This is a genomic window from Streptomyces sp. AM 4-1-1 (genome assembly GCF_029167625.1).
Classification (GTDB): Bacteria; Actinomycetota; Actinomycetes; order Streptomycetales; family Streptomycetaceae; genus Streptomyces.
Window position 1 is genome coordinate 5,206,683 of record NZ_CP119145.1, and the last position, 22,785, is coordinate 5,229,467.

Genomic DNA, 22,785 nt, shown 5'->3' on the forward strand with positions numbered 1-22,785 from the left:
CGTGGGCGCGCGGTACCGGCCCATGAGCAGCGAGCAGGGCCGCCGTGCCGCGGTCCGGCGGTCCGCCCGCACGCCCTGCGGCAGCGCCCTGGGCGCTGGGGGCCCGGCGCGGCCCGGCCGACTCGCTCGTCCGGCCTGGGCCGTTCCGCCGTTCCGCGTCCCGCCGCCCGGTGGCGGGTTCCCCGGGTTTCCTACTGCTTTCTACTGCCGCGTTCCACATCCCGGACAGAACGCGGACCCTTGTGGCACGGCCGCGCCGCACGACCCGCACTGCGGGTTCCGGGCGAGCTGGTGGCCGCATCCCGGGCAGAACGCGCCACCATGGGTCTCGGTACGGCACTGGGGACAGACCAACTGCCGCGCCGTCCCGACGTCGTAGCCCTGCCCGGCACTCTGCCCGGCGGCATACGCCTGATCCGTCACAAAGGCGTTGAGCCCGCGCCGACGAGCCGCCTCCGCCTCGGCGGCGGTGTCGGGGGCGCACTGGAGACAGAGCCCCATGTCGGCGTTCCAGCACCGTCCACAGACGTACGAGGTGCAGCGGGCGCAGCGGTTGAAGTGGCCCTGCGCGTTGCCGATCGCGCGCTTGAACGCCGTGTCCCTGGCCCCTCCCCAGGTGGCACCGGCCACCCCGTCGACCGCGGTGCCGATGGTGTTGGCGCTGCCGCCCAGGAGCCCCCAGGCGGCGTTGACCCCCTTGCCCACCCAACTGGCCGCCTGGCCGGATCTGAACGGTTCGAACGGTGAGCGCCAGGTGTCCGAGCAGCGGGAGCACCGGAACTCGAACTGGAACCCGGCCCCGGTTCCGTGCTGCTGGGACAGATCGCTGTGGTTGTTGCTGAAGTAGATCTCGTCGCTCACGTCTGAACCTCGTTCGTACGATCGGAATTTCGCCTCGTATGATGGCAATGATCAGTCGCTTTGTGATCCGGAGTGGGTCACGGTTCGGACCCGGTCGGTCGTGATCGCGAACTCGCCGCTCACCGTGGAGAATCCGCCGCCGGCCTGCTCGTACGACATCGGCGGTCTTGTCGTCCCTTGCCGGAACGCGTCGTATCCGACGCGCGGTCCCCAGTCGGTCCCTGCGCGGTGGCGTGGTCCGCCCCCGACATGCTCAGCGGTCGTCTGGCGCCGCCCGAGGTTCCGGGACGCCTCCCCGTTCATGAGAGCGCGAGTCCCCGTCTCCGGTCCTCGTCCGCCGGTCGTGCCCATGCGGAGTCACGGACAGCCTGACGCGGGCCCAAGTTGATCGCTCAGAGCGAACACCCTGGGGGGAACATTCGAGGGCTCAGGAGCATTGAGTCGGTATAACTCAACTTGACTGCCGAAGGGGAGATCATGGCTACTGAGTCCAAGCCGTTCACACCGCTCGCCCTGCCCGTGTTGCCGCTCGACGACGAAGTGGTGCTGCCCGGGATGGTGGTGCCCCTGGATCTGTCCGACGCCGAGGTGCGAGCCGCCGTCGAGGCCGCTCAGGCCGCCGTGCGGAGCGGTGGGGGCAAGCCCGAGCTGCTGCTCGTGCCGAGGATCGACGGGACGTACGCGGGGACCGGTGTGCTCGGTGTCGTCGAGCAGGTCGGCCGGCTCTCCGACGGGGACCCGGGCGCGCTCATCCGGGGCAGGGGCCGGGTGCGGATCGGGGCCGGGACCAGCGGGCCCGGCGCGGCCCTCTGGGTGGAGGGGACCCCGGTCGACGTATCGCTGCCCGAGCCGCCGCCCGGCGCGGCCGTCGAACTCGCCAAGGAGTACAAGGCCCTCGCCACCAGCTGGCTGAAGAAGCGCGGTGCCTGGCAGGTCGTGGACCGGGTGCAGCAGATCGACGACCTCTCCGCGCTCGCCGACAACTCCGGCTACTTCCCCTTCCTCACCACCGCCCAGAAGCTCCAGCTCCTGGAGACCCCCGACACCGTCGCCCGGCTGCGGCTCGCGATCCAGTGGCTCGGGGAGCACCTGGCCGAACAGGACGTCGCCGAGTCCATCGCCAAGGATGTCCAGGAGGGCGTCGACAAGCAGCAGCGCGAGTTCCTGTTGCGGCGTCAGCTCGAAGCGGTGCGCAAGGAGCTGTCGGAGCTCAACGGCGACCCGGACGACGAGTCCGACGACTACCGGAGCCGCGTCGAGGCCGCCGACCTCCCCGGACACGTCCGCGCGGCCGCCCTCAAGGAGGTCGAGAAGCTGGAACGCGCCTCCGACCAGAGCCCGGAGGGTTCCTGGATCAGGACCTGGCTCGACACCGTCCTCGAACTGCCCTGGAACGAAAGGACCGAGGACGCGTACGACATCCCCGGAGCCCGGCGCGTCCTCGACGCCGAGCACGCGGGTCTGGAGGACGTGAAGGAACGCATCACCGAATACCTCGCGGTGCGCAAGCGGCGCGCCGACCGGGGTCTCGGGGTCGTCGGGGGCCGGCGCGGCGGCGCGGTCCTCGCGCTCGTCGGGCCCCCCGGGGTCGGGAAGACCTCGTTGGGCGAGAGCGTCGCGCACGCCATGGGACGCGAGTTCGTGCGGGTGGCGCTCGGCGGTGTACGGGACGAGGCGGAGATCCGGGGCCACCGGCGTACATACGTCGGCGCGCTCCCCGGACGCATCGTCCGCGCCATCAAGGAGGCCGGCTCGATGAACCCGGTGATCCTCCTCGACGAGATCGACAAGGTGGGCTCCGACTTCCGGGGCGACCCGGCCGCGGCGCTCCTCGAAGTCCTCGACCCGGCGCAGAACCACACGTTCCGTGACCACTACCTGGAAGTCGAGCTGGACCTCAGCGATGTCGTCTTCCTCGCCACCGCCAACGTCCTGGAGGCCGTCCCGGAAGCCCTGCTCGACCGGATGGAGCTGGTCAGGCTCGACGGCTACACCGAGGACGAGAAGGTCGTCATCGCCCGCGACCACCTGCTCCCGCGCCAGTTGGAGCGGGCCGGGCTCGAAACCGACGAGGTGACGCTCGACGAGTCCGCGCTGCGCAAGCTGGCCGGTGAGTACACCCGTGAGGCGGGCGTACGGAACCTGGAGCGGTCCGTCGCCCGGCTGCTGCGGAAGATCGCGGCCCAGCACGAGATGGGTGACCGCGAACTCCCGTTCACCGTCACGGACGGGGACCTGCGCGCTCTCGTCGGACGGCCGCACCATGTGCCCGAGTCGGCGCAGGACCCGGCCGAGCGCCGTACAGCGGTGCCCGGGGTGGCCACCGGGCTCGCGGTCACCGGGGCCGGCGGTGACGTGCTCTTCGTGGAGGCGTCGCTCGCCGATCCGGAGACCGGCGCGTCCGGACTGACCCTGACCGGTCAGCTCGGTGACGTGATGAAGGAGTCCGCCCAGATCGCGCTGAGCTTCCTGCGGTCGCACGGCGCTGAACTGGAGCTGCCCGTCGCCGATCTCAAGGACCGGGGCGCGCACATCCACTTCCCGGCGGGCTCGGTTCCCAAGGACGGCCCGAGCGCCGGGGTCACGATGACGACGGCGCTGGCCTCGCTGCTGTCGGGCCAGCTGGTCCGCACGGACGTGGCGATGACCGGTGAGGTGTCGCTGACCGGGCGGGTGCTGCCGATCGGCGGTCTGAAGCAGAAGCTGCTGGCCGCGCACCGGGCGGGGATCACCACCGTGGTGATCCCCAAGCGGAACGAGGCCGACCTGGACGACGTCCCCGCCGAGATCCTGGACAAGCTGGAGGTGCACCCGGTGACGGATGTCCGCCAGGTGCTGGAGATCGCCCTCGCGCCCGCCTCGTCCCGGGCCGGGGAGCGGGTTCCGGCCGCGGCGGCCTGAGCGGCCGTCCGGCTCCTCGTCCGACCTGTTCGCGGCCCGTTCGCCCCCTCCCGGGGCGGGCGGGCCGTCCCGCGTGTGCGGTCCCGGGTCCGCCCGGCGTCACTCCATCTCGTCGAGCAGGGCGTACGCCGTCGCGATGAACGGGTCCCGGAGGCTGACCCGGCGGGTCGCGAGCGCCACCACCGCCGTCCCGGTGGCCGGGCGGAAGCCGAGGAACGCCTGCTGACCGGGGGTGGCGCCGCCGTGGAAGTAGAGGGGCCCGCGCGACGAGAGGTGCTGGAACCAGGTCAGGGTGTGGACGTGCCGGTGACCCCGGCCCCGCCGCAGCAGGGGCCGGCGAACGGCCTCCAGGGCGGCGGACAGCGGGGTGCGGGACGGGTCCAGGTGGGCTTCCAGATAGCTGAGCAGATCCCCGGGGGTGGCCCGGACGGCGCCCGCCGCCTGGAAGCCGCCCATGCGGAGGGCGGGCACGGGCGTGACGCCGTCCCGGCGGTACCCGCGTGCGTCGGCGATGGCCTCGGCGGAGGCGTGGGCCTCGGCGGCGTGCGAGGTGTCCGCACCGGGAGCAGGCGTGGGAGCGGGTGCGAAGGGATGCCCGGAGGTGGGAGCGGAAGGGGAAGTCGGGGTCGCCGGGCGCTCCGCGCACGGGTGCAGCCGGACGCCGGTCAGGCCGAGCGGGGCCAGCACATGGTGGCCGATCAGGTCTTCCCAGGGGGTTTCGGTGGCGGCGGCCAGGGTGTGGCCGAGCACGGACGCACCGAAGTTGGAGTAGTGCCAGCGGGTGCCAGGCCGGTGACGCGGCCGGGCGCGGAGGTACGCGGCGACGACGCGTTCGGCGGAATAGCCCGCGTACGGTGCGGTGGACCAGTGGGGGAGTGCCTGCGGATAGAAGTCGGCGGGGAAGGCGGGCAGCCCCGACGTGTGGGTGATCAGGTGCAGCAGGGTCGCCGGATTCCCGGGCGGACCGGCGGGCCGGTGGGGTGCCAGACGGGTGGCCGCGACATCGTCGTACGCGAACCGGCCCGCCGCGACCAGGTCGGCGAGCAGGAGTCCGGTGAACGTCTTGGACGCCGAGCCGATCTCGTAACGCCACTGGTCACGGGGGACACCCCGGGGCGGCTGAGCGACGCCCCCGCAGTGGACCGTGCGGTGGCCCCGGCGGCTGACCGCGAGGACGATGTCGGGGGCGCCGAGCGCGTCGGCGGCGTCCGCCAGCCGCTCGGCGATCCGCGTGCCGGCCCTCCGCGCGTGGATGTGTGCGGGAGGTGCCGCGGGTCCGGGGCGGGGCGGGGCCGGGGCGCCGGACCGGAGGGCCCGCCCGGCCCCCGGGGCGGTGTCGTCGGCCGTCATGCCGGGGTCGGCGCGGTGGTCAGATCCGTCATGGCCCGGGAGACCGCCAGGGTGGAGGCGAACGCCGCGACCAGCGTGGGGTGGTAGACGAGGTCGAAGATCTCCTCCTCGTCACCCTCGGGCATCTCCGCCCGGACGGGCATCGCGCCGTCCCGCTGCTGGGCCGCGGCGAAACCCTGCCAGGCCGCCGGGTCCAGCGTGGGGTGCGGCAGGCAGGCGTCCACCACCAGCAACTCGCCCAGCAGGTCCCACCGTCGGAGGTCGAGCCAGTCGTCCAGCCAGACCGGCAGCCAGGTGGCCAGATAGTCCGCGATCTCCGGCGGCAGACCGGCCGGGTTCTCGCCCCAGTCGGTCAGATGGAACACCGTGTGGGTGATGTCGTAGCCGATGTGACCCTCGACCGTCCACGGCTCGGGCCGGTGGGCGAGCCAGGTGCGGCCGGCCACCTCCGCCTCCGGAACGCTGGGCCGGACACCGAAACGCCGCTCGATCGCGGAGATCCCCAGCCGTCGCACCGGCAGGACCTCCACGGCCGCCCAGCTGCCGAGCCGGTGGTTGAGGCGCGCCGCGGCTTCGAAGTCGGGCACGTCGTAGCCGATCTCCTTGAACGGTACGTACACCTCAAGCGGCACCGGGGACAGCGGCTCGCGTCGCTGACCCTCCATCAGTTTGGCGCCGGAGCCGAGCAGTTCGTGCCAGGCGTGATCCAGGAGCTTCCGGGCCGTGGCGGCCTGCCTCGATCCCGCGACGCCCTCCCGGAAGATGACCTTCCCGATGATGGCCAGCTCGCCGAGCGGTTTGAAACGCTCCAGCATGCCGACCTCCGGGTCCGGATCGTCCTCCAGCCGGAAGCCGTCCCGGTGGGTGTGCAGCCATTCCAGCGCGCGTGCTCCCACCTCGTGGATCTGCTGGATCGCGGTCATGCGGTGTCTCCGTCCTGTCGGCCGGCCGGTTGCCGGTCCCCGTCCGGCGGGGGGCCGGGGCGGAGCCGGGCGAGCGTCAGGGACGCCGCGAACGCCGTCACCAGCGTCGAGTGGTAGCAGTGCAGGAAGGGGTACGGGGCACGGGAGCCGGAGGCGGACGTCTCCGCACCGAACGGGTCCCCGGTCGTACCGTCCTCGGTCTTGCCGTCCCCGTTCGTGGCGCCCTCGGCGGGGCCCGGCCCGTGCTGCGGACGGCCCGGACCGGCGCCCGGCGGAGGCCCGCTCGCCGTACGGGCCGAGGTGGGCACCGGGCCCGTCTCGGGGACCGCCCCCGTACGGTCCTGCACGGCGGCGATCATCGTCCAGGGGGCCGTCACGAGGGCCGCGGGCGGCGGCTCGGGCAGACACGCCCCGACGGCCAGCAGCTCGGCCGCCAGGTCCCACTGCCCGTTCTCCAGACAGCCGTCCACCCAGCAGGGCAGCCAGACGGAGAGGTACTCCGCGACGTCCGGCGGCACGAGACGCGGCGTGTTGCCCCAGTCGGTGAGGTGGTAGACGACGTGGGTCAGGGAGTACCCGGACGCGCGCTCGAAGGTCCAGGGTTCGGGCAGCCCGCCGAGCCAGGTGCGGCGCAGCGCCGGGCCGGGGTCCGTGTGCCGCGGCAGTCCCACCCGCCGTTCGCAGTTGAGCAGCCCGAGTTCGCGGTTGGCGTGCTGTTCGGTCAGCGCCCAGCTGCGGGTGGAGGCCACGACCGACGCCAGACCCTCGAATCCGGCGTGGCGCATCCCGTCCCCGGCGAAGGCCGCGTAGATCTCGAACGGGTACGTGGCGAAGGGCTCCCCGCGCAGCAGGTCCAGCAGCAGGTCGCCCTCGCGGGTCTCCTCCCACGCGTACCGCACGAGCGCGGTCGCGATCTCGTGGTGGGGGTCGCCGGGGAGGGTGCGGCGGCGGACCGTGGAGCAGAGCTGGACCAGCTCACCGAGCGGTTTCAGGGTGCTGTTGACGTCGACGTGCGGTTCCAGTACGTCGTCGGGGAGCCGGAACCCGGACCGGTTGTCGTGCACCCAGCCCAGGGCCGCTCCCGCCACGTCGCGCAGGAGCGCACCGGGTCCGGCCACGGCCGCCGACGCCGCTCCCTCGTCCAGGCGGGCCGTCACCTCGGCGTCCCGGACCTGATCAGCCCGGCCGCCCGCAGATGCAGGGCGACCCGGGGGTCCTGGCCGCCCATGAGCTGTACGAACTCCAGTCCGGTGTCCAGGCCGAGCGTGTCCGGCACCGAGTGGAGCACGGTCAGCCACCGGCCCGCGCCGGCGGCCTGGAGCCAGTCGCGTCTGCGGACGGCGCGGACGAAACCGCGCGCCACGTCGACCGACCGGCGGTCGGCGGCCCGCTGGACCGCCGACGCGCCACCGGGCACGGCGAGCGGGGCGAGGATCGACAGCTGATGGGTCAGTGACTGCCAGGGCGCTTCTTCGAGCCAGCCGACATCGGGTTCGTTTCCGGGTTCCACCGTGATTCCCAGAGCCGTGGGATTGTCCGGGAACACCGAATTCCCGGCCGTCCCACCGGCTCGGGTGATTCCCTCGGACGCTGTCGTGCCGGTGAACGCGGCGGTCTCGGGAGTTTCCGCCGTGCCGGTGACAGGGGAGGTTTCCGGCCGGGTCAGCCGGTGCAGTGCCGACGTCATGGCCCAATGGCTCCACGCGGTCGCCGCGGGCCCGTCGGCCCGGGGCGGGAATTCCCGTACCGCCCGCTGGAGCACCGCCATGTCACCGGGGTGCGGAACACGTCCGTACAGAATGCTCGGCAGCAGCAGGTCGGCCCCGATGACCCGTACCGCCGCGATTCCCGTTCTGTCGTCCTCGCCGATTCCGGCGGCGCCGCAGACCGTGGCGAAGTGGTCTCCGCTCCGAAGAGCGAAGACCACCTCTGAGGCCAGATCTCGCACCGCACCCGCGAGGCGGGACGACGTGTTTGACTGGTCCATGTGCGACTGGCTACGCCTTCTTGGGGCGAGGAGTCGGCGGGGAGAGCAGCAGTGCGCCGCCCCCTGCGAACAGCGCGAGGAACGCGCACTCGCGAGAGTCGCGGTAGAAGCCTTCGGCTTCGCCCGGGTTCAGAGCTGCCTCGATGTCGATGTCGAGGTCGGTGGCCACGCTGTCGGTCAGGGGTTCAGTCGAATACATGACGCCGTCCCATCCTGTGGGGGTCAGTTTCTTCCTTGCCATCTCAGTGAAACCCGGGACGGGCATTCGCGCAAAAGGAGGAACGGCGTCATGCGGGACGTAAAAGCTCAATTCTTCAATTGAACCTTGAATTCATTCGGAGCCCGGGTTCTCGGGTGGGTTCGCGACGGGAGACCTCGGCTTTACCGCACGGCACGGGGCTCTCGACATCCCTCGGTTCGCGGAAAACGGCCGGAATCGGGAGACGGCCGGAATCGGCGACAGCCGGAATGGGGACGGGCGCGAGGGGTGCGCGGCGCAGGCGTGACATCCGTGGGGAGGACCGGTCCCGCGCCCCAGGCCGGGGAAGGGCCGTATCAGGGGCGGTAGATGGTGCCCGGTACCGGCTCGGCGGGGGCCATGAGCTGAGGCACCGTCACGAAGGTGTAGCCGCGCTCCTTCAAGGCGTCGATGATGCCCGGCACGGCCGGCACGGTCCCCTTGTAGATGTCGTGCAGCAGGATGATGCCGTCCTTGCCCGCCTGGTCCAGGGTCCGCTTCTCGATCAGCGCGGAGTCGTTCGTGGAGTAGTCCTTGGCGGTGGTGCTCCACAGGATCTGGGAGAGCCCGAGATCCTTGCTGATCTCGGAGACGGTGTCGTCGGTGCGGCCCTGCGGCGGGCGCATCAGCCGCGGCTTCTTGCCGGTGATCTTCGCTATCGCGTCCTGCGTCTTCTCCAGCTCGGCACGTATCTCGGCCGGCTTCTTGTCCGTCAGGATCTCGTGCGACCAGGTGTGGTTGGCCACCTCGTGCCCCTCGGCCGCGAGCCTGCGGACGGTGTCGGGGTGTTCGACCACGTGGTTCTTTCCCAGCAGGAAGAAGGTGGCGTGCACCTTCTTCTCCTTGAGGATGTCCAGCAGCTTCGGGGTGTCCTCACCCGGACCCGCGTCGAAGGTGAGGGCTATGCACTTGGCCTCGCGGCAGTCCACGGGACCGAACTCGCCCTTGGCGTCGGAAGGGGCCTTGCCGCGCGCCGACCCCGGCGCCGTGGTGTCCATCGAGCACCCGGCGAGAGTGACCACCGCCACCAGGGCCGCGGCCAACCCCGTACCGAACGTCTTCGTCTTCCTGGACAAGGCAGGTCACTCCTTCGTGGCTGAGGGCGCACACGTCCGTGCGGCACTCCGAAGAATGTACACATGGCGTATACACGCGGTGTATAGGGGGTCGGTGTGCGCGGGGGCACGGACGCACAGCTCGCGAGGGCGAGGGACCGCGGCGACTTCCGTTCACGGTGGTGCCCCGGCCGTGGAGCTGGGGGCCGGGGCGCCGTCGCGGGAGCGCGGTGGCCGCACGCGGGGACACGGGGTGCGCGTGCGGGGATTCTCAGCCGTTCGCGAGGGCCTGTACGCGGTCGTAGGCGCCGTTGAAGCGGTCGTGGTCGCCGACGTACGGGCCGGACGAGGTGTACTGCCAGATCGTGTGGAAGCCCCAGCCGGCCGGCAGCTCTCCGACGGTGCTGTTGTAGCGGGCGATCCAGAGGGGATTGGTGTTCGCGAAGCCCGCGTTGTCGCCGGTGCAGCTCTGCCACCAGCTGGTCGCGGTGTAGATGACCGCGTCGCGCCCGGTGCGGGCGCGGTACGTGTTCGCGAAGTCGCGTATCCAGTTGACCATGCCGGTCTGGCTCAGCCCGTAGCACTGGGCGCCGTACGGATTCCATTCGATGTCCAGCACGCCGGGCAGCGTCTTCCCGTCCCTCGACCAGCCGCCGCCGTGGTCCACGAAGTAGTTCGCCTGGGCGGCGCCGCTCGTCGTGTCGGGGGTGGCGAAGTGGTACGCGCCCCGGATCATGCCCACGTTGTAGGAGCCGTTGTACTGCTGCGCGAAGGAGGGGTTCGTGTAGTACGTCCCCTCGGTGGCCTTCGTGTAGGCCCATCGCACGCCGCTGTTCCGGAGGGTCGTCCAGTCGACGTTGCCCTGATGGCCGCTCACGTCCACTCCCTCGGTCTGGGTGGCGAGGACGGGGACGGGCTGCCCGCCCTGGCCGTCGTGGGCGACGACACCCATGCCCATCCTGGCCGAGCCGCGGGCGGGTGTACCGGCGGCGGTGGCGGGGACGGGCAGGGTGAGCAGGAGCGAGAGGGCGGCGAGAAGGGCGGCCGCCGCCGTCGAGCGGCGAAGGAGGAGGTGGGGGATTCGGGGAAAACCGGACCTGTGCACGGACATCGCGTGCCTCCGAGGCGTGAGGGGGGATTCGCTGAACGGGCAGCGTGTGGGTACGCTCCCGGCCGGCCCGTCATGGTGTGAACATGCCAACCATGACACTCATGACGCTACGCACGTAGACCCGTACCGGGAAGGTCCCCGGTGAGCCGCCGTTGGTCTACGCCTGCGAAATACTGGCGGAGCTGCGGCGATGGCCCGTGGTGAAGGAAACTTTCAGCGGCGGGAAAGCTTTGAGGGGTGCTGACGTGCACGGGAGCGAAAGCGTGAGTGAACCCGGCGTGTCGGGGACGAGTGGTGTGGACCACGAATTCCTGGCGCTGGAACGTGAGTTGGCTGTTTTCCTGCGCCGGGCGCGGGCCAACTCGGGGGAGATGGCGCGTGAGGTCCATCCCGAGCTGGAGGCGTCCGCCTATGGACTGCTCGTACGGCTGGAGTCGGCGGGCCGGCAGCGCGCCACCGATCTCGCCGCGTACTTCGGAGTCGGCAAGGCGACGGTGAGCCGTCAACTCCGGGCCCTGGAGGACCTCGGGCTGGTGGCGCGGGAACCCGACCCGGCCGACGGCCGCGCTTCGCTCGTGCGGCTCACCGGTGAGGGGCTGGCCCGCTTCCGCCGGGTCCGGGACGCCCGGCGCGAGACGTACGTGCGCAAACTGGCCGACTGGGACCGGCGTGAGGTGGCCGAACTGGCCCGGCTGCTGCACCACTTCAACGCCCGTGCGGAGGACTGAGCCGGGTTCGGCGCCCGCGCGGGGGACCGAGTCGGGTTCAACGCCCGTACGGAGGACTGGGCCGGGTTCGGCGCCCGCGCGGGGGAGTGGGTCCGTGCCCCGGCGCCCGGCTTCCGCGCGCCGGGGCGCGACGGCGGCCCCGGACCCGCCGCCGCGCCGCGTCGGTCACAGCTCGACCAGAAGTGCTGTGGCGTCGTCATGTGCCTTGCCCCGCCCCAGATGTACGCGCTCGGTGTCCGCGTCCTCCAGGGCCCGTACCCGGTCGATCAGACCCCGCGGTCCCTCCTCGCGGAGCACGGCGAAGCAGTCCGTCCAGTCGCCCTCGCGGAACATCTCCGTCCAGCGCCCCGCCCCGTCCGTCAGCGCGGCCAGCGCCCGTACCTCGGAGAGCGGTGTGCGGCCCGTCACCGCGCGGTCCGCCACGGCCGGATCGGCGGCGGCCGTGAAGAAGCCGCCCTCCTTGTTGCGTGCGAGCGAGTCGGCGATCTCGTCGGAGGCCAGCGAGCCGGGTGGCAGCCGGTCGAGCCGGTCGTCGAGCAGCGGACGGACCGTCCCGTCGGGCGCCTCGAACAGCAGCACCGAGTCGGAGAGCACCAGGTGTTCGATCTCCTGGTCGTCCCAACGTGCCATGACGACGGTCGCCTGAGGCGTGCGCACGTGAGAAAGGTCACACAGGGAACGGTGTGTGTCCCCGGTGCGTCGGATGGCCTCCGCCAGGATCTCGCCAAGTGTCAGATCTCGCTGCGAAACCGACAGTTCGACCAGGGCCCCGCCGAGCCGGGCGGTGAACCACGGCACGGAATGCTCACAGCCGTACGCGCCCGGTGGTGGCGTCACCCCGTCGAGGAGGATCGCTGTTCCGCCCTGTCCGGAAGCGGGAAGGGCGGTGACCGCCCAGTCCTCGTTGGGCCGTTCCCGGCTGCCGGGAACCGTGGCCAGTTCGATGCGCATACGGCCAGTCTGCATGACCTTCACGGCGCCCACACGTTTCGGCCATTGGCCGGTACCAGCAGGTCAGCGGGGTGCTCGCGGAGGAACGATCGGCTCCGGGGGACCTGCGGGCGGGCATCTTGCCAAAGGCTGGACGGAAGTTCCACCCGGCGTCCGAGGCATGGCCGACAGTGTGCGTGGGGAGACTTGTTCGTCAACTCCAGAGTGATGTTCACTCGTTCGGGTGGCGCAGCGCTTGATGCACGCTCCCCTCTCAAAAGCACTGGAATGGTCGGAAGCCGTACCAGGGGAGCGCCGCCTCATGTGACCGCGCGTCACCTCTGCTTCATGGGTGGACGAATCAAGATTGCGAGCACCGGTGCAGAAGAAGCGGCCTCGGAGCAAGGGCCCTGAGCGCGACGGTTCCGGGGCGGTGCCCGTGGCGCCGGAGACGGGCGGGCGCACCGTGCGGGTGCGGACCCGACTGGTGGCGGGCGTCGCCGTCGTCGGCGTCATCGTCATCGCCGCGGGTGCTCCCGCGGCCCTCGGCGCGTCCTCCGACCTGACCGAGTCCCAGCGACTCGTCACGCTCGCCGAGCTGAACCAGCAGGCCGTCGTGCTCGCGCACTCGCTCGCCGACGAGCGCGACGACGTCACCGCCTACATCGCGGCGGGCCGCGACGAGGAGGCGAAGAACGACAAGGAGAACGGTCCGGGCAGCGGCAGCGCCCGCGTCGACCAGCAGATCGACGAGATCGACGCGGCGGCGCCCGCCGCGCTGCGCCGCGACCTCAGCACGGTCCCCGCGCTGCGCCGCGACGCGCTGAGCGGCAAGGGCTCGGCGCTGGAGGCCCACCAGGCGTACACCGAGGTCATCGCCAAGCTCCAGGGTCTCGCCGACGAACTCGCGGACAAGACCCCGCCCCGGGCCACCGCTGACACCCGGGCGCCCCTCGCGCTCGGCCGCGCCGTCGAGCAGGCGTCCGCCACCCGCGGACTGCTCCTCGCCGCGCTGTCCGTGCAAGGGAAGAACACCGGCAACTCCGGGAGTGACGGGAACGCTGGGAACTCCGACACCACCGACGGCACCGAGGTGGACCCGGACACCGGGCTGCCCGTGCGGACCGAGGACGGGAACGACGACAAGGCCGACGGCGGCAGGGCCCGCGACGAGCTGAGCGCCGCCGCCCAGCTGGCCCGGGTCCGTGAGCTGGCCGCACTCGGCGACTTCGACCAGGCGGCCGACCCCGCCGCCCGCGAGAAGCTCTCCTCGACTGTCACCGGGCCCGAGGTCAACAGCGCGGACACGTACCTCTCCCGCCTGACCGACCGGCCCGAGCTGTCCAAGGCGGACCTCAAGAGCAGCAAGAAGAAGGTCGGGGCCGCGCTGTCCGCCCGGATCGACCGGATGCGCGGGGTGGAGTCCGCACTCGGCGCCGGTCAGGTACAGCGCCTGGAGCAACTGCGCGACGACGACGTCACCGCGCTCGAACTGCGGATCGCGCTGCTCGGCGGCTGTCTGCTGATCGCCGTCGCCGTCTCCACCGCCGTCGCCCGGACGCTCACCCAGCCGCTCGCCGTGCTGCGGATCGGTGCGGGCCGCCTCGCCGCCGACCCGAGGAGCGCCGAACCGGTCCGCTACACCGGCCGCAACGACGAGTTCGCCCAGGTCGTACGGTCCGTCAACGCCCTGCACGGCAAGCTGCGCGGTCTGCTCGACGACGTCGACACCCGGTCGAGGAACGCGCACGGCGAGCGTGAGGCGCTGACCGCGGAACGCGACGCGCTCGCCGCCGAGCGCGCCGAACTCCAGGCCCACACCGCCGACCTCGCCGCCCGGCTGGAACAACTGAAGAACTCCGTCGACCACACCTTCGTCAACCTCTCGCTGCGTACCCTCGGCCTGGTCGAGCGGCAGCTCGGGGTCATCGAGGGCCTGGAGGAACGCGAGCAGGACCCGGAACGGCTCGGCACGCTCTTCAAGCTCGACCACATGGCCACCGTCATGCGCCGCCACAGCGAGAACATGCTGGTCCTCGCGGGCGCCGAGCACGGCCACGGCCACGCGGGACCGATCCCGCTGGTCGACGTCGCGCGCGCGGCCGTCAGTGAGATCGAGCGGTACGAGCGGGTCACCATCCAGTCCCTGCCGCCGCACGTCCAGATCGCCGGGTTCGCCGCCGACGACCTCAGCCATCTGGTCGCCGAACTCCTGGAGAACGCGACCGCCTTCTCGCCGCCCGACTCCCAGGTGGAACTCTCCGGCTGGCTGCTGGAGACCGGCGAGGTGATGCTGTCCGTGCAGGACCAGGGCATCGGGATGTCGTCGGTACGGATGGACGAGCTGAACGCCCGGCTCGCGGACCCCGCCTCGTTCGAGGCGGGCGCGGAGAGCGCGGACGGGGCCGGTCTGGGACTCCAGGTCGCGTCGCTGCTCGCCGCCCGGCACGGGGTGCGCATCCAGTTGCGCGAGCAGAAGGGCAGTGGGGTGACGGTGGTCGTCGTCCTGCCGCAGACCCTGCTGCCCACGGCCACCCCGCCGTCCGTGCCCACCACGGGCGCGGCGCCGAAGGGCGGCGACTCGCCGACGCTGAACCTGCCGGGTTCGGTGGCCGAGGCCAACTCCAACGCCCTGCCGCCACGCGCGTCCACCCCCTCGGGAGACCCGCTGATCACGGCGGCCGAGCGGACTCTGCGCGAGTCCGGGAACGGCGCGGGCGCGGACGAGGACACCGTGACCGCCGAAGAACCGGCGAGCGCCGGTGACCTGGCGAGCGCCGATCACCCGGCCGAGGCAGGCCGCGAGGATGTCGAGAACGTCGAGAACGTCGAGGAGGCGCCCGCCCCGGGTGTCGACGACGTCCCGGGGCCGACGACCGCTGACCGCGCCGAGAAGGCGACGACCGGTGTGCCCCCGACGGCCGAGGCGACCGAGCGCGAGGCCGAGACCACGATGCAGGTCCGGGTCGTCCCGGCCCCCGAGGCCCCAGGCCCGTACGCCATCGGCCCGGACCGCCATGAGCGCACGCCCGACATCGGCTCCGGCACCCGCTCAGGCGCCCGCCCCGAGCCGTCCACCGGATCGATCCCCGAGCTGTCCACCGGATCGATCCCCGATCCGTCCTCCGTCCCGGCTCCCACCCGGCCGGCCCCCGAGCCGGAGGCGACCGCCCCGCCCGCCGCGGACACCGCGCCCGCGCCCGCCGCGCCCGCCGCGGACCCCACGTCCCCAGCCGCCTCCGCTCCTTCGGACGCCTCCGCCCCGGTGGACGCCCCTGGGCCCGCCGGGCCCGAGCCCGACGGCTCCGAGCCGGACGGCGGCTGCGTCCCCGGGCCCCGGCAGCCGGCCGGGCGGGTCACCGACAAGGGTCTGCCCAAGCGGACCCCCAGGATCGTGGCCCCCGCCGCCGCGTCCGGCACCGAATCCGCCGGAGTCCTGGACAAGGAAGCGCTCAGGCGCCGCCTCGGGGGCTTCCACCAGGGCGCGAAGGACGGCCGCCGGGACGTCGAGGCCGAGATCGCCGAGAGCACGGCGAACACCAGGATCGCCGAACACGGTGTACGCACCGCCGAGACCGAGCACACTGAACCGGGTGGCCGTACCGATGGCCGCGCCGACAGCCGTACCGAAGAGACGGGGGACACAGTCGAGGAGGCACGCAGTTGACTGCGCCCAGCACGTTCGGGCTGAGTTCCGAGGCCCGTAACCTTCACTGGTTGCTGAGCAATCTGGTGGAGGAGGTGCCAGGGGTCCACTCGGTCACCGTCGTCTCGTCCGACGGACTGATGCTGCTCTCCTCCGACCCCGGCCGGCTGACCGCCCCGGCCGCCGACGCACAGGAGAGCGGCCCGAGGGGGTCCAGCGCCGATCTGGCCACCATCGTCTCCGGCATCGGCAGCCTCACCGTCGGCGCCGCGAAGCTGATGGACGGCGGCGGCGTCAAACAGACCATGGTCGCCATGACCGAGGGCAGCGTCTTCGTCATGTCGATCAGCGACGGCTCACTGCTCGGCGTGCACGCCACGCCCGACTGCGACATGAGCGTCGTCGCCTACCACATGGCGCTCTTCGTCGGCCGCGCCGGACACGTACTCACCCCCGAACTCCGCAGGGAACTGCGCAAATCGATGGAGAGCGCCCAGTGACCCCCGCCGCTGAACCCGCCCGCAGGCTGCCCGTCCGAGGTTCCGACCGCAAGCCGGCCCGGGTCCGTCCGTACTCGCTGACCGGCGGACGCACCCGCTTCGGCCACGTCCTCCTCGTCGAGACGTTCGTGGCCGCGATCGAGGCGCCGGACGAGCGCCGTGAGCTGACCAACGGCAACCTCGCCTCGCGGGTGATGCCGGAGCTCCAGGCCATCGTCGAGCTCTGCCGCCGCATGCGTACGGTCGCGGAGATCTCGGCCCTTCTGAAGATGCCGCTCGGCGTGGTTCGCGTACTGCTCAGCGACCTGGCCGACCAGGGAAAGATCCGTGTGTACGGCACCGGTCACGACACCGGCCGGCCCGACCGCGCACTGCTCGAAAGGGTGCTGAATGGACTCCGCCGTCTCTGACCCGATCCTGTCCGGACCGCATCGGCCGGAACCGCAGGATCAGGCCGAAGAGTCGTTGCAGGCGTGGCAGTTGGACCACACGCGCGCACCGACCGCGACCAAGATAGTGGTGGCGGGCGGGTTCGGCGTGGGCAAGACGACCTTCGTCGGTTCCGTCTCCGAGATCACCCCGCTCCGGACCGAAGCCCTGATGACGCAGGCCAGCGAGGAGACCGACGACCTCAGCGCGACGCCCGACAAGGTCACCACGACCGTCGCGATGGACTTCGGCCGGCTGACGCTCGACGACGATCTCGTGCTGTACGTGTTCGGCACCCCCGGACAGCAGCGGTTCTGGTTCATGTGGGACGACCTGGTGCGCGGCGCGATCGGAGCGGTCGTCCTCGCCGACACCCGCCGGCTCGCCGACTGCTGGCCCGCCCTCGACTACTTCGAGAGCTGCGGACTGCCGTACGTCGTCGCCGTGAACCACTTCGAGGGCACGCCCGGGTTCGAGCCCGAGGACGTCCGGGAGGCCCTGACCGTGGCCCCGCGGGTACCTGTTGTGATCATGGACGCCCGTGACCGGACCACGGTCGTCGATTCGCTGCTGGCCCTGGTGGCCCACGCGCTCGACGCCACCCCGGCCCAGACCGGGGGGACCGGGCACGCCATGTCCACGTACACGTAGACGGAGAACCGTGATGCGGAAGATACTCATAGTCGGAGCCGGGCAGTCCGGACTCCAGCTCGCCCTCGGACTTCAGTCCGGAGGGTACGAAGTCACCCTGATGTCCAACCGCACCGCGGACGAGATCCGGACCGGCCGGGTCATGTCGACCCAGTGCATGTTCCACACCGCGCTCCAGCACGAACGTGACCTCCAGCTCAACTTCTGGGAGTCCCAGGCCCCGCGCATCGAGGGGCTGGGCGTCTCGGTCGCGGGCCCCGACTCCTCGCGCGCCGTCGACTGGGTCGGCAAGCTGGACGGCATCGCCCAGTCCGTCGACCAGCGCGTGAAGATGGCCGGCTGGATGGAGACGTTCGCCCAGCGGGGCGGGCAGCTCGTCATCCACGGCGCGGCGGTCTCCGACCTCGACTACTTCTCCCGCGCGTACGACCTGGTGCTGGTCTCGGCCGGCAAGGGCGAGCTGGTCTCGATGTTCGGCCGGGACGCCTCACGTTCGCCGTTCGACGCCCCACAGCGCGCACTGTCCGTGGCCTACGTCCACGGCATGGGCCCGCGCCCCGAGCACCCCGACTTCTACGCCGTCCGCTGCAATCTCGTCCCGGGCGTCGGCGAACTCTTCGTCATGCCGACCCTGACCGTCTCGGGCCGCGCCGACATCCTGTTCTGGGAAGGCGTCCCCGGCGGCCCGCTCGATGTCTTCCAGGGCATCAAGGACCCGTCCGAGCACCTGGCCAGGACGCTCGAACTCATGGAGCGCTTCACCCCGTGGGAGTACGCACGCGCCACGAAGGTCGAACTGACCGACGCCAACGGCACCCTGGCGGGCCGTTACGCACCGACCGTCCGCAAGCCGATCGGCCGGCTGCCCGGCGGCGGCCTGGTGCTCGGTGTCGCGGACGTGGTCGTCGCCAACGACCCGATCACCGGGCAGGGTTCCAACTCCGCGTCCAAGTGCGCGCACTCGTATCTGGAGTCGATCGTCGAGCACGGCGACCGCGAGTTCGACGCCGACTGGATGCAGTCCGCCTTCGACCGTTACTGGGACACCGCGCGGCACGTCGTCAAGTGGACGAACGCGATGCTCGGCGCGCCGCCGGAGCACGTGCTGAACCTGATCGGCGCCGCCGGTCAGTTCCAGCCGGTCGCGGACCGCTTCGCCAACGGCTTCGACGATCCGGCGGACTTCGACAACTTCTTCTTCGAACCGGAGAGGACGAACGCGTACCTCGCGCGGGTGTCCGCCGCGTCGGCGGGCTGATCGCCCTCCCGCGCCCGGACCTGACGGCCGGGCCACCCCGTCGGTACGTCGCCGGGGAGGCCCGGCCGCTTCGCGTCCGGTGCGGACGCGCTCCGGGCCGGACGACGTCCTACGCGCCGGGCGCCGACGAGGAGCTGTATCCGGTGTCCGATCCGGACGACGCGCCGCGCGGCAGCTTCGGTCCCCTGTACGAGGCGACCGGGGCGCTCTCCGGGTCCGGCCGGACGGCCCCCAGCAGCGGATTGGACGCCAGCGGCGAGATCTTCACCCGGGACCCGGGCCGGGGCGCCTGCACCACCATCCCGTTGCCGATGTACATGGCGACATGCGTGGCCTTCGGGAAGTAGATGACCAGGTCCCCGGGGCGCAGCGCCCGCACGGGGACCTTCCGCAGCTGCCGCCACTGCTCCTGCGAGGTGCGCGGGATCGACCGGCCCGCCGTGGACCAGGCCCGGGAGGTCAGCCCCGAGCAGTCGAAGGAGTTCGGGCCCTGGGCGCCCCACACGTACGGCTTGCCGACCTGCCTGACCGCGTACCTCACCGCCTCGGCGCCCTGTTCGGAGGGCGTCCGGACCGAGCTGAGGGCGCCCGACGCCACGAGGTCGTGCTGAGCCCTGTCCACGCCCTTCTGCTCCAGCCGGGACAGCTCGGCGAGCTGGTCGGCGGAGAGGGTGGCGAGCATCTTCTCGACGCTCTTCAGCCGGGCCCGTACCGCGTCGCGCTGGCGGCGCTGCTTCGTGGCCAGCGCCTGCCGCTGGTCCAGCGCCCTGCGGGACCGGGTCGCCAGCTCGTCGGCGTGTTTCTCCGCGGCGGCGTACCGGGCGACGACCGCGGCCCGGTTCTCCGCCGCGTGCTGGATCACATGGCCCTGGCTGAGGGCGCGTTCGGGGTCGCGGGCCAGCAGCAGCCGCATGTACGCGGAGAGATCGGAGCGGCCCCGGTACTGCGCGCGGGCCAGCCGCCCCGCCTCACCCCGGCTGCGGTCGAGGATGATCCGGGCCCGGGTGAGGTCCTGGGTGAGCCGCTTCACCTCGGCGGACTGCTTCTTGAGCTGCTCGGCGGTGCCGTTGTAGGTCTCGCCGGCCTCCTCGGCCTGCCGGTAGAGGGACTGCAACTGGGTCAGCAGCTCGTGGACGCTCCTGGGCGCCGAGGCCGCGGGGCCGGCCACGGGAGGCGTCCCCCGGTCCGTTCGCAGGACGTTCAGGGGGGATGTCCCCGGTCCGGCGCCGGGCTCGGCGGCCGGGTCCTGCGACCCGGTGCGGTCCGTGCCGGGCGCCGTCCCCGAGCCGGCGGCCGGCGGCGGGGCGCCGGCGGGATCGGCGGGCTCGGCGACGGCGGGAGAGGTCGCGACGGCCGCGGCGAGCGTGGCCGCGCAGACCGTACGCAAGACTCTGCCTGACACGTCATCACCTCCGGTATCGGGGCTATGATGCGAATACCCCACAAGTGAGCGAAACAGCTCAATCCGGTCATTCGGTGCCAGGTGATGCAAGGACCGCGCGGCGTGGCGCCCCACGTGTTCGCCCGAAAGGCGGGTGGGCGGCCCCGGGACGGCGGGGCGCGACGGGCCCGGAGGGTGTGAGGAGCGCGGGAGGACGCGACGGGTACGGAGGGGCGTGGCGGGTGGGGCGGGGTTACGTCACCGGGAGCGCGTAGAAGGTGCGGTCGCGCTGGACGACCGCCGTGGTCCCGGCGGTGAGGACCCGGTACGGCGTGACGACGTCCGGCCCCTTCGGGTCCAGGGCCCCGGCGTCCTGGAACTTCCACAGCCGCCGTCCGTCCGCCCCCGCGAACGCGGTGACCTGCGCGGTGTCCGCGGCGAGCACCGTGGCGCCGGTCGTGGACACGCCGAGTACGGGGACGGTGGCCGAGGGGGCCACCTCGGTGGAGCGGTGCCAGACCGGCCGCCCGGTGGCCCGCTCGACAGCGCCGACCTCCTGGGCACGGTTGACGGTGTGGAGCAGCGGCCCGGCGGCCACGGGCCGGCCGAAGACGGACCCGGCGGCGCCGGTCAGTTGCCAGACCGGCCGGCCGGTGCTCGTCAGGAACGCCTGGAGCCCGGCGCCCACCGCGCCGAACAGCCGCCCCTCCTCGTCGCCCAGGGCGGCCCCGGTGGGAGCCAGCGCGCCGAACGGCTTCTGCCAGAGCGGCTTCCCCGTCCGCCGGTCGAAGCAGCGGAAGGACGCCAGGCCCTTCGCCGCCTTGACGTCCGCCGGGGTGAGCGTCCCCGCGTTCTGCCGTACGACGAGGTCGGTGGGCCGGACCGCGACGAGCTCGTACCCGGGGGTGTAGGGGGCGCGGCCGTTGGGCACGGCGGCCCGCCACAGCTCCTTGCGCCGCACGATGTCGTACGCGAAGAAGTACGAGGTCAGGGTGGGCTTCCCGGCGACCGGGACGGGATACGAGCCGGTGAACCAGATGACCGGTCCGGACCGGCCGGCGAGGGGGCCGACCCGGAGGCCGAGAGCCCCGGCGAACTGGTCGGCGTATCCGACCCGGTGCTCGACCCGGCCGTCCTTCGTGGAGATCCAGAGGAACGCGGCCGGTCCCGCGACGAAGCAGAGGTCCCGGCCCGCGGACAGTGCCTGGCCGCCCTTGGCCGCGTCGGCACACTGCCAGAGCGTCCGCCCGGTGCGCAGATCGATGCCGGTCGCCCGGGTGTCACCGGTGAGGACGAGCAGCCGGTCCCCGACGAGCGCGGTGGCGAGCGGCAGGGGTTCCGCGACGGGGAGGGTGCGGGCCCAGCGGGGCTCGGGTGGCAGCCCCGGGACCACTCGGCGGCGCGGTCCTGCGGAGGGCCGGGCATCGGCCGGGGGGTCCGCGTCGTCCGAGCCGAGGGCGAGCGTCCCGCCACCGCCGACGAGCAGCCCGGCGACCCCGGCGGCGACACCCGTGAGCAGCGTCCTGCGGCCGACGGCGCCGGGTGCGGTGGGTGGCGGGGCCGGAGCGGCGAGGGCGGCTGGTGCGGGAGGGGTGTACGGGGCGTGCGGGGGCGGTGCGGGGAGCGTGGTCGCGGGGGGCGCCGGCCGGTCCTGCGGGAAGGCGGCCGACGGCGTCGCGAACGGGCCTGGGGCCAGCTTCGGTTGAGCGGTCGGCGGGTCGTGGGGAGTCGGCCGGTCCTGGACGGTCGGCGGGTTCTGAGGAATCAGCCGGTCCTGGGGCGTCGGCCGGTCCTGGACGGAGAGGAGGGCGCCGCCGTTGACGCGGGCGGGCCCGGCGGTTTCGCCTCCGCCGTGCCCGGTGGCCGGTGCGTGGCCCCCGGGCGATGCGTCCAGGTGGGCCGTCGGGGACGCCAACCGCCTGGCGTGCGCGGCCTGTTCCGCCAGTTCCTCGGTCAGCCGCGCGGGCAGCCAGCCGTCCTTGGCGAGCGCCACCGCCCCCTCCAGCGCCAGCTCCGCCGCGATCTCACCCGCGGTGGGCCGGGAGGCCGGGTCCTTCGCCAGGCAGCGGGCGACCAGCTCACGCAACGCCGGGGGTACGGCGCCCAGTTCCGGTTCCATGTGTGCGATCCGCTCGACCGCGCCGGCGGCGGGTCCGTCCGCGAGCGGGGTCGTACCGGTCGCCGCGTACGCCAGCAGCAGCCCCAGGACGAAGACGTCCGACGCCGGTCCGAGCTCCTCGCCCTCGACCTGCTCGGGGGTGAGATAGCCGAGCCGTACGGACAGTTGTCCGCCCGGCCGCGCCTCGGCGGCGACCGCGCCGCCCAGCGGGCCGAAGGCGGTGAGCCGTGGCCCGTCGTCGGCCAGCGACACCGTCCGGGGCGAGAGACCCCGCAGCACGGCCCCGGTGGCGTGCACCCGGGACAGGGTCTCGGCGATACCGGCGCCCAGGACCCGTACCGCGTGCTCCGGCAGCGGACCGGTCAGTTCGATCGCCTCGGCGAGCGTCAGCGACGGGACGTACGCCCAGGCCGCCCAGAGTTCGCCGCCGTCGGCTCTTTCCTCCGTACGGGTCAGGGTGGGCTGCACCCAGCCGCCCGCCAGCCGCTCGGCGGTGCCGGTCTCCGCCTGGAAGCGGCGCCGGAAGGCGGGCAGTGCGGCCAGCCGGGGCCGGGCGGCGACGATCACCGCGGTCCTGGGCGCCGAGGTGGGGGCGGACGCGCCACGGGCCAGGTACTGCACGGCGCCGGCGGCCTCGCGCAGACGCGCCAGCACGGTGTACGGACCGAAGTGGCGTGGATCGTCCTGACGCAGCGCCTCCATGGCGCACCCCCTTGA

The 22,785-nt window shown here is 72.5% G+C and carries 18 protein-coding genes; 7 read left to right on the top strand and 11 right to left on the bottom strand.

The window, feature by feature from the left end:
- Positions 1–201: 201 nt before the first annotated feature.
- The gene (locus PZB75_RS22245; protein WP_275537055.1) at positions 202–861 is read right to left on the bottom strand and encodes a zinc ribbon domain-containing protein; all 660 of its coding nucleotides are present in this window, start codon (positions 859–861) and stop codon (positions 202–204) included.
- A gap of 477 nt (positions 862–1,338) precedes the next feature.
- Between PZB75_RS22245 and lon the strand changes: the two genes are divergently transcribed.
- Complete coding sequence (lon, locus tag PZB75_RS22250; protein WP_275537056.1) at positions 1,339–3,762, top strand: endopeptidase La; 2,424 nt, start codon at positions 1,339–1,341, stop codon at positions 3,760–3,762.
- A 99-nt stretch (positions 3,763–3,861) separates the two neighbouring features.
- Here lon and PZB75_RS22255 read toward each other — a convergent pair whose 3' ends face one another.
- The 7 genes from PZB75_RS22255 to PZB75_RS22285 form a co-directional block, all read right to left on the bottom strand.
- Positions 3,862–5,112: a serine hydrolase domain-containing protein gene (locus PZB75_RS22255; RefSeq protein WP_275537057.1), complete on the bottom strand. Its 1,251-nt coding sequence runs from the start codon at positions 5,110–5,112 to the stop codon at positions 3,862–3,864.
- On the bottom strand, positions 5,109–6,035 hold the full coding sequence (locus PZB75_RS22260) for a hypothetical protein (RefSeq protein ID WP_275537058.1): 927 nt from the start codon (positions 6,033–6,035) through the stop codon (positions 5,109–5,111). The genes PZB75_RS22255 and PZB75_RS22260 overlap by 4 nt, the downstream gene beginning before the upstream one ends.
- Entirely contained in the window at positions 6,032–7,192 is a 1,161-nt protein-coding gene (locus PZB75_RS22265) for a hypothetical protein (protein ID WP_275537059.1), read from the bottom strand. The genes PZB75_RS22260 and PZB75_RS22265 overlap by 4 nt, the downstream gene beginning before the upstream one ends.
- Positions 7,189–8,022 (bottom strand): hypothetical protein, encoded by an 834-nt coding sequence (locus PZB75_RS22270; RefSeq protein ID WP_275537060.1) that lies wholly within the window; start codon positions 8,020–8,022, stop codon positions 7,189–7,191. Before PZB75_RS22270 ends, PZB75_RS22265 begins: the two co-directional genes overlap by 4 nt.
- A 10-nt stretch (positions 8,023–8,032) precedes the next feature.
- Positions 8,033–8,221 (bottom strand): hypothetical protein, encoded by a 189-nt coding sequence (locus PZB75_RS22275; protein ID WP_275537061.1) that lies wholly within the window; start codon positions 8,219–8,221, stop codon positions 8,033–8,035.
- A 356-nt stretch (positions 8,222–8,577) separates the two neighbouring features.
- Positions 8,578–9,258: a polysaccharide deacetylase family protein gene (locus PZB75_RS22280; RefSeq protein WP_275538818.1), complete on the bottom strand. Its 681-nt coding sequence runs from the start codon at positions 9,256–9,258 to the stop codon at positions 8,578–8,580.
- A 328-nt stretch (positions 9,259–9,586) separates the two neighbouring features.
- Positions 9,587–10,426: a lysozyme gene (locus PZB75_RS22285; protein ID WP_275537062.1), complete on the bottom strand. Its 840-nt coding sequence runs from the start codon at positions 10,424–10,426 to the stop codon at positions 9,587–9,589.
- A 245-nt stretch (positions 10,427–10,671) separates the two neighbouring features.
- Here PZB75_RS22285 and PZB75_RS22290 point away from each other — a divergent pair, with 245 nt between their 5' ends.
- Complete coding sequence (locus PZB75_RS22290; protein WP_275537063.1) at positions 10,672–11,154, top strand: MarR family transcriptional regulator; 483 nt, start codon at positions 10,672–10,674, stop codon at positions 11,152–11,154.
- Between the two features lie 165 nt (positions 11,155–11,319).
- Here the strand turns inward: PZB75_RS22290 and PZB75_RS22295 are convergent, their stop codons facing one another.
- Complete coding sequence (locus PZB75_RS22295; protein ID WP_275537064.1) at positions 11,320–12,105, bottom strand: protein phosphatase 2C domain-containing protein; 786 nt, start codon at positions 12,103–12,105, stop codon at positions 11,320–11,322.
- Positions 12,106–12,463: 358 nt separating this feature from the next.
- Here PZB75_RS22295 and PZB75_RS22300 point away from each other — a divergent pair, with 358 nt between their 5' ends.
- From PZB75_RS22300 to PZB75_RS22320, 5 genes are read left to right on the top strand one after another with little or no spacing between them, the layout of a single operon-like run.
- Complete coding sequence (locus tag PZB75_RS22300) at positions 12,464–15,751, top strand: nitrate- and nitrite sensing domain-containing protein (RefSeq protein WP_275538819.1); 3,288 nt, start codon at positions 12,464–12,466, stop codon at positions 15,749–15,751.
- On the top strand, positions 15,748–16,230 hold the full coding sequence (locus PZB75_RS22305) for a roadblock/LC7 domain-containing protein (RefSeq protein WP_275537065.1): 483 nt from the start codon (positions 15,748–15,750) through the stop codon (positions 16,228–16,230). The genes PZB75_RS22300 and PZB75_RS22305 overlap by 4 nt, the downstream gene beginning before the upstream one ends.
- The gene (locus PZB75_RS22310) at positions 16,227–16,640 is read left to right on the top strand and encodes a DUF742 domain-containing protein (protein WP_275537066.1); all 414 of its coding nucleotides are present in this window, start codon (positions 16,227–16,229) and stop codon (positions 16,638–16,640) included. The genes PZB75_RS22305 and PZB75_RS22310 overlap by 4 nt, the downstream gene beginning before the upstream one ends.
- Positions 16,621–17,310, top strand: coding sequence for an ATP/GTP-binding protein (locus tag PZB75_RS22315; protein WP_275537067.1), 690 nt, complete (start codon positions 16,621–16,623; stop codon positions 17,308–17,310). Before PZB75_RS22310 ends, PZB75_RS22315 begins: the two co-directional genes overlap by 20 nt.
- Before the next feature lie 13 nt (positions 17,311–17,323).
- The gene (locus tag PZB75_RS22320; RefSeq protein ID WP_275537068.1) at positions 17,324–18,568 is read left to right on the top strand and encodes a styrene monooxygenase/indole monooxygenase family protein; all 1,245 of its coding nucleotides are present in this window, start codon (positions 17,324–17,326) and stop codon (positions 18,566–18,568) included.
- A 109-nt stretch (positions 18,569–18,677) separates the two neighbouring features.
- On the opposite strand, the gene PZB75_RS22325 is transcribed toward PZB75_RS22320, so the two are convergent.
- Together PZB75_RS22325 and PZB75_RS22330 are read right to left on the bottom strand one after the other, a co-directional pair.
- The gene (locus tag PZB75_RS22325; protein ID WP_275537069.1) at positions 18,678–19,970 is read right to left on the bottom strand and encodes a C40 family peptidase; all 1,293 of its coding nucleotides are present in this window, start codon (positions 19,968–19,970) and stop codon (positions 18,678–18,680) included.
- Positions 19,971–20,202: 232 nt separating this feature from the next.
- Complete coding sequence (locus PZB75_RS22330) at positions 20,203–22,770, bottom strand: PQQ-binding-like beta-propeller repeat protein (RefSeq protein ID WP_275537070.1); 2,568 nt, start codon at positions 22,768–22,770, stop codon at positions 20,203–20,205.
- Between the last annotated feature and the right edge of the window lie 15 nt (positions 22,771–22,785).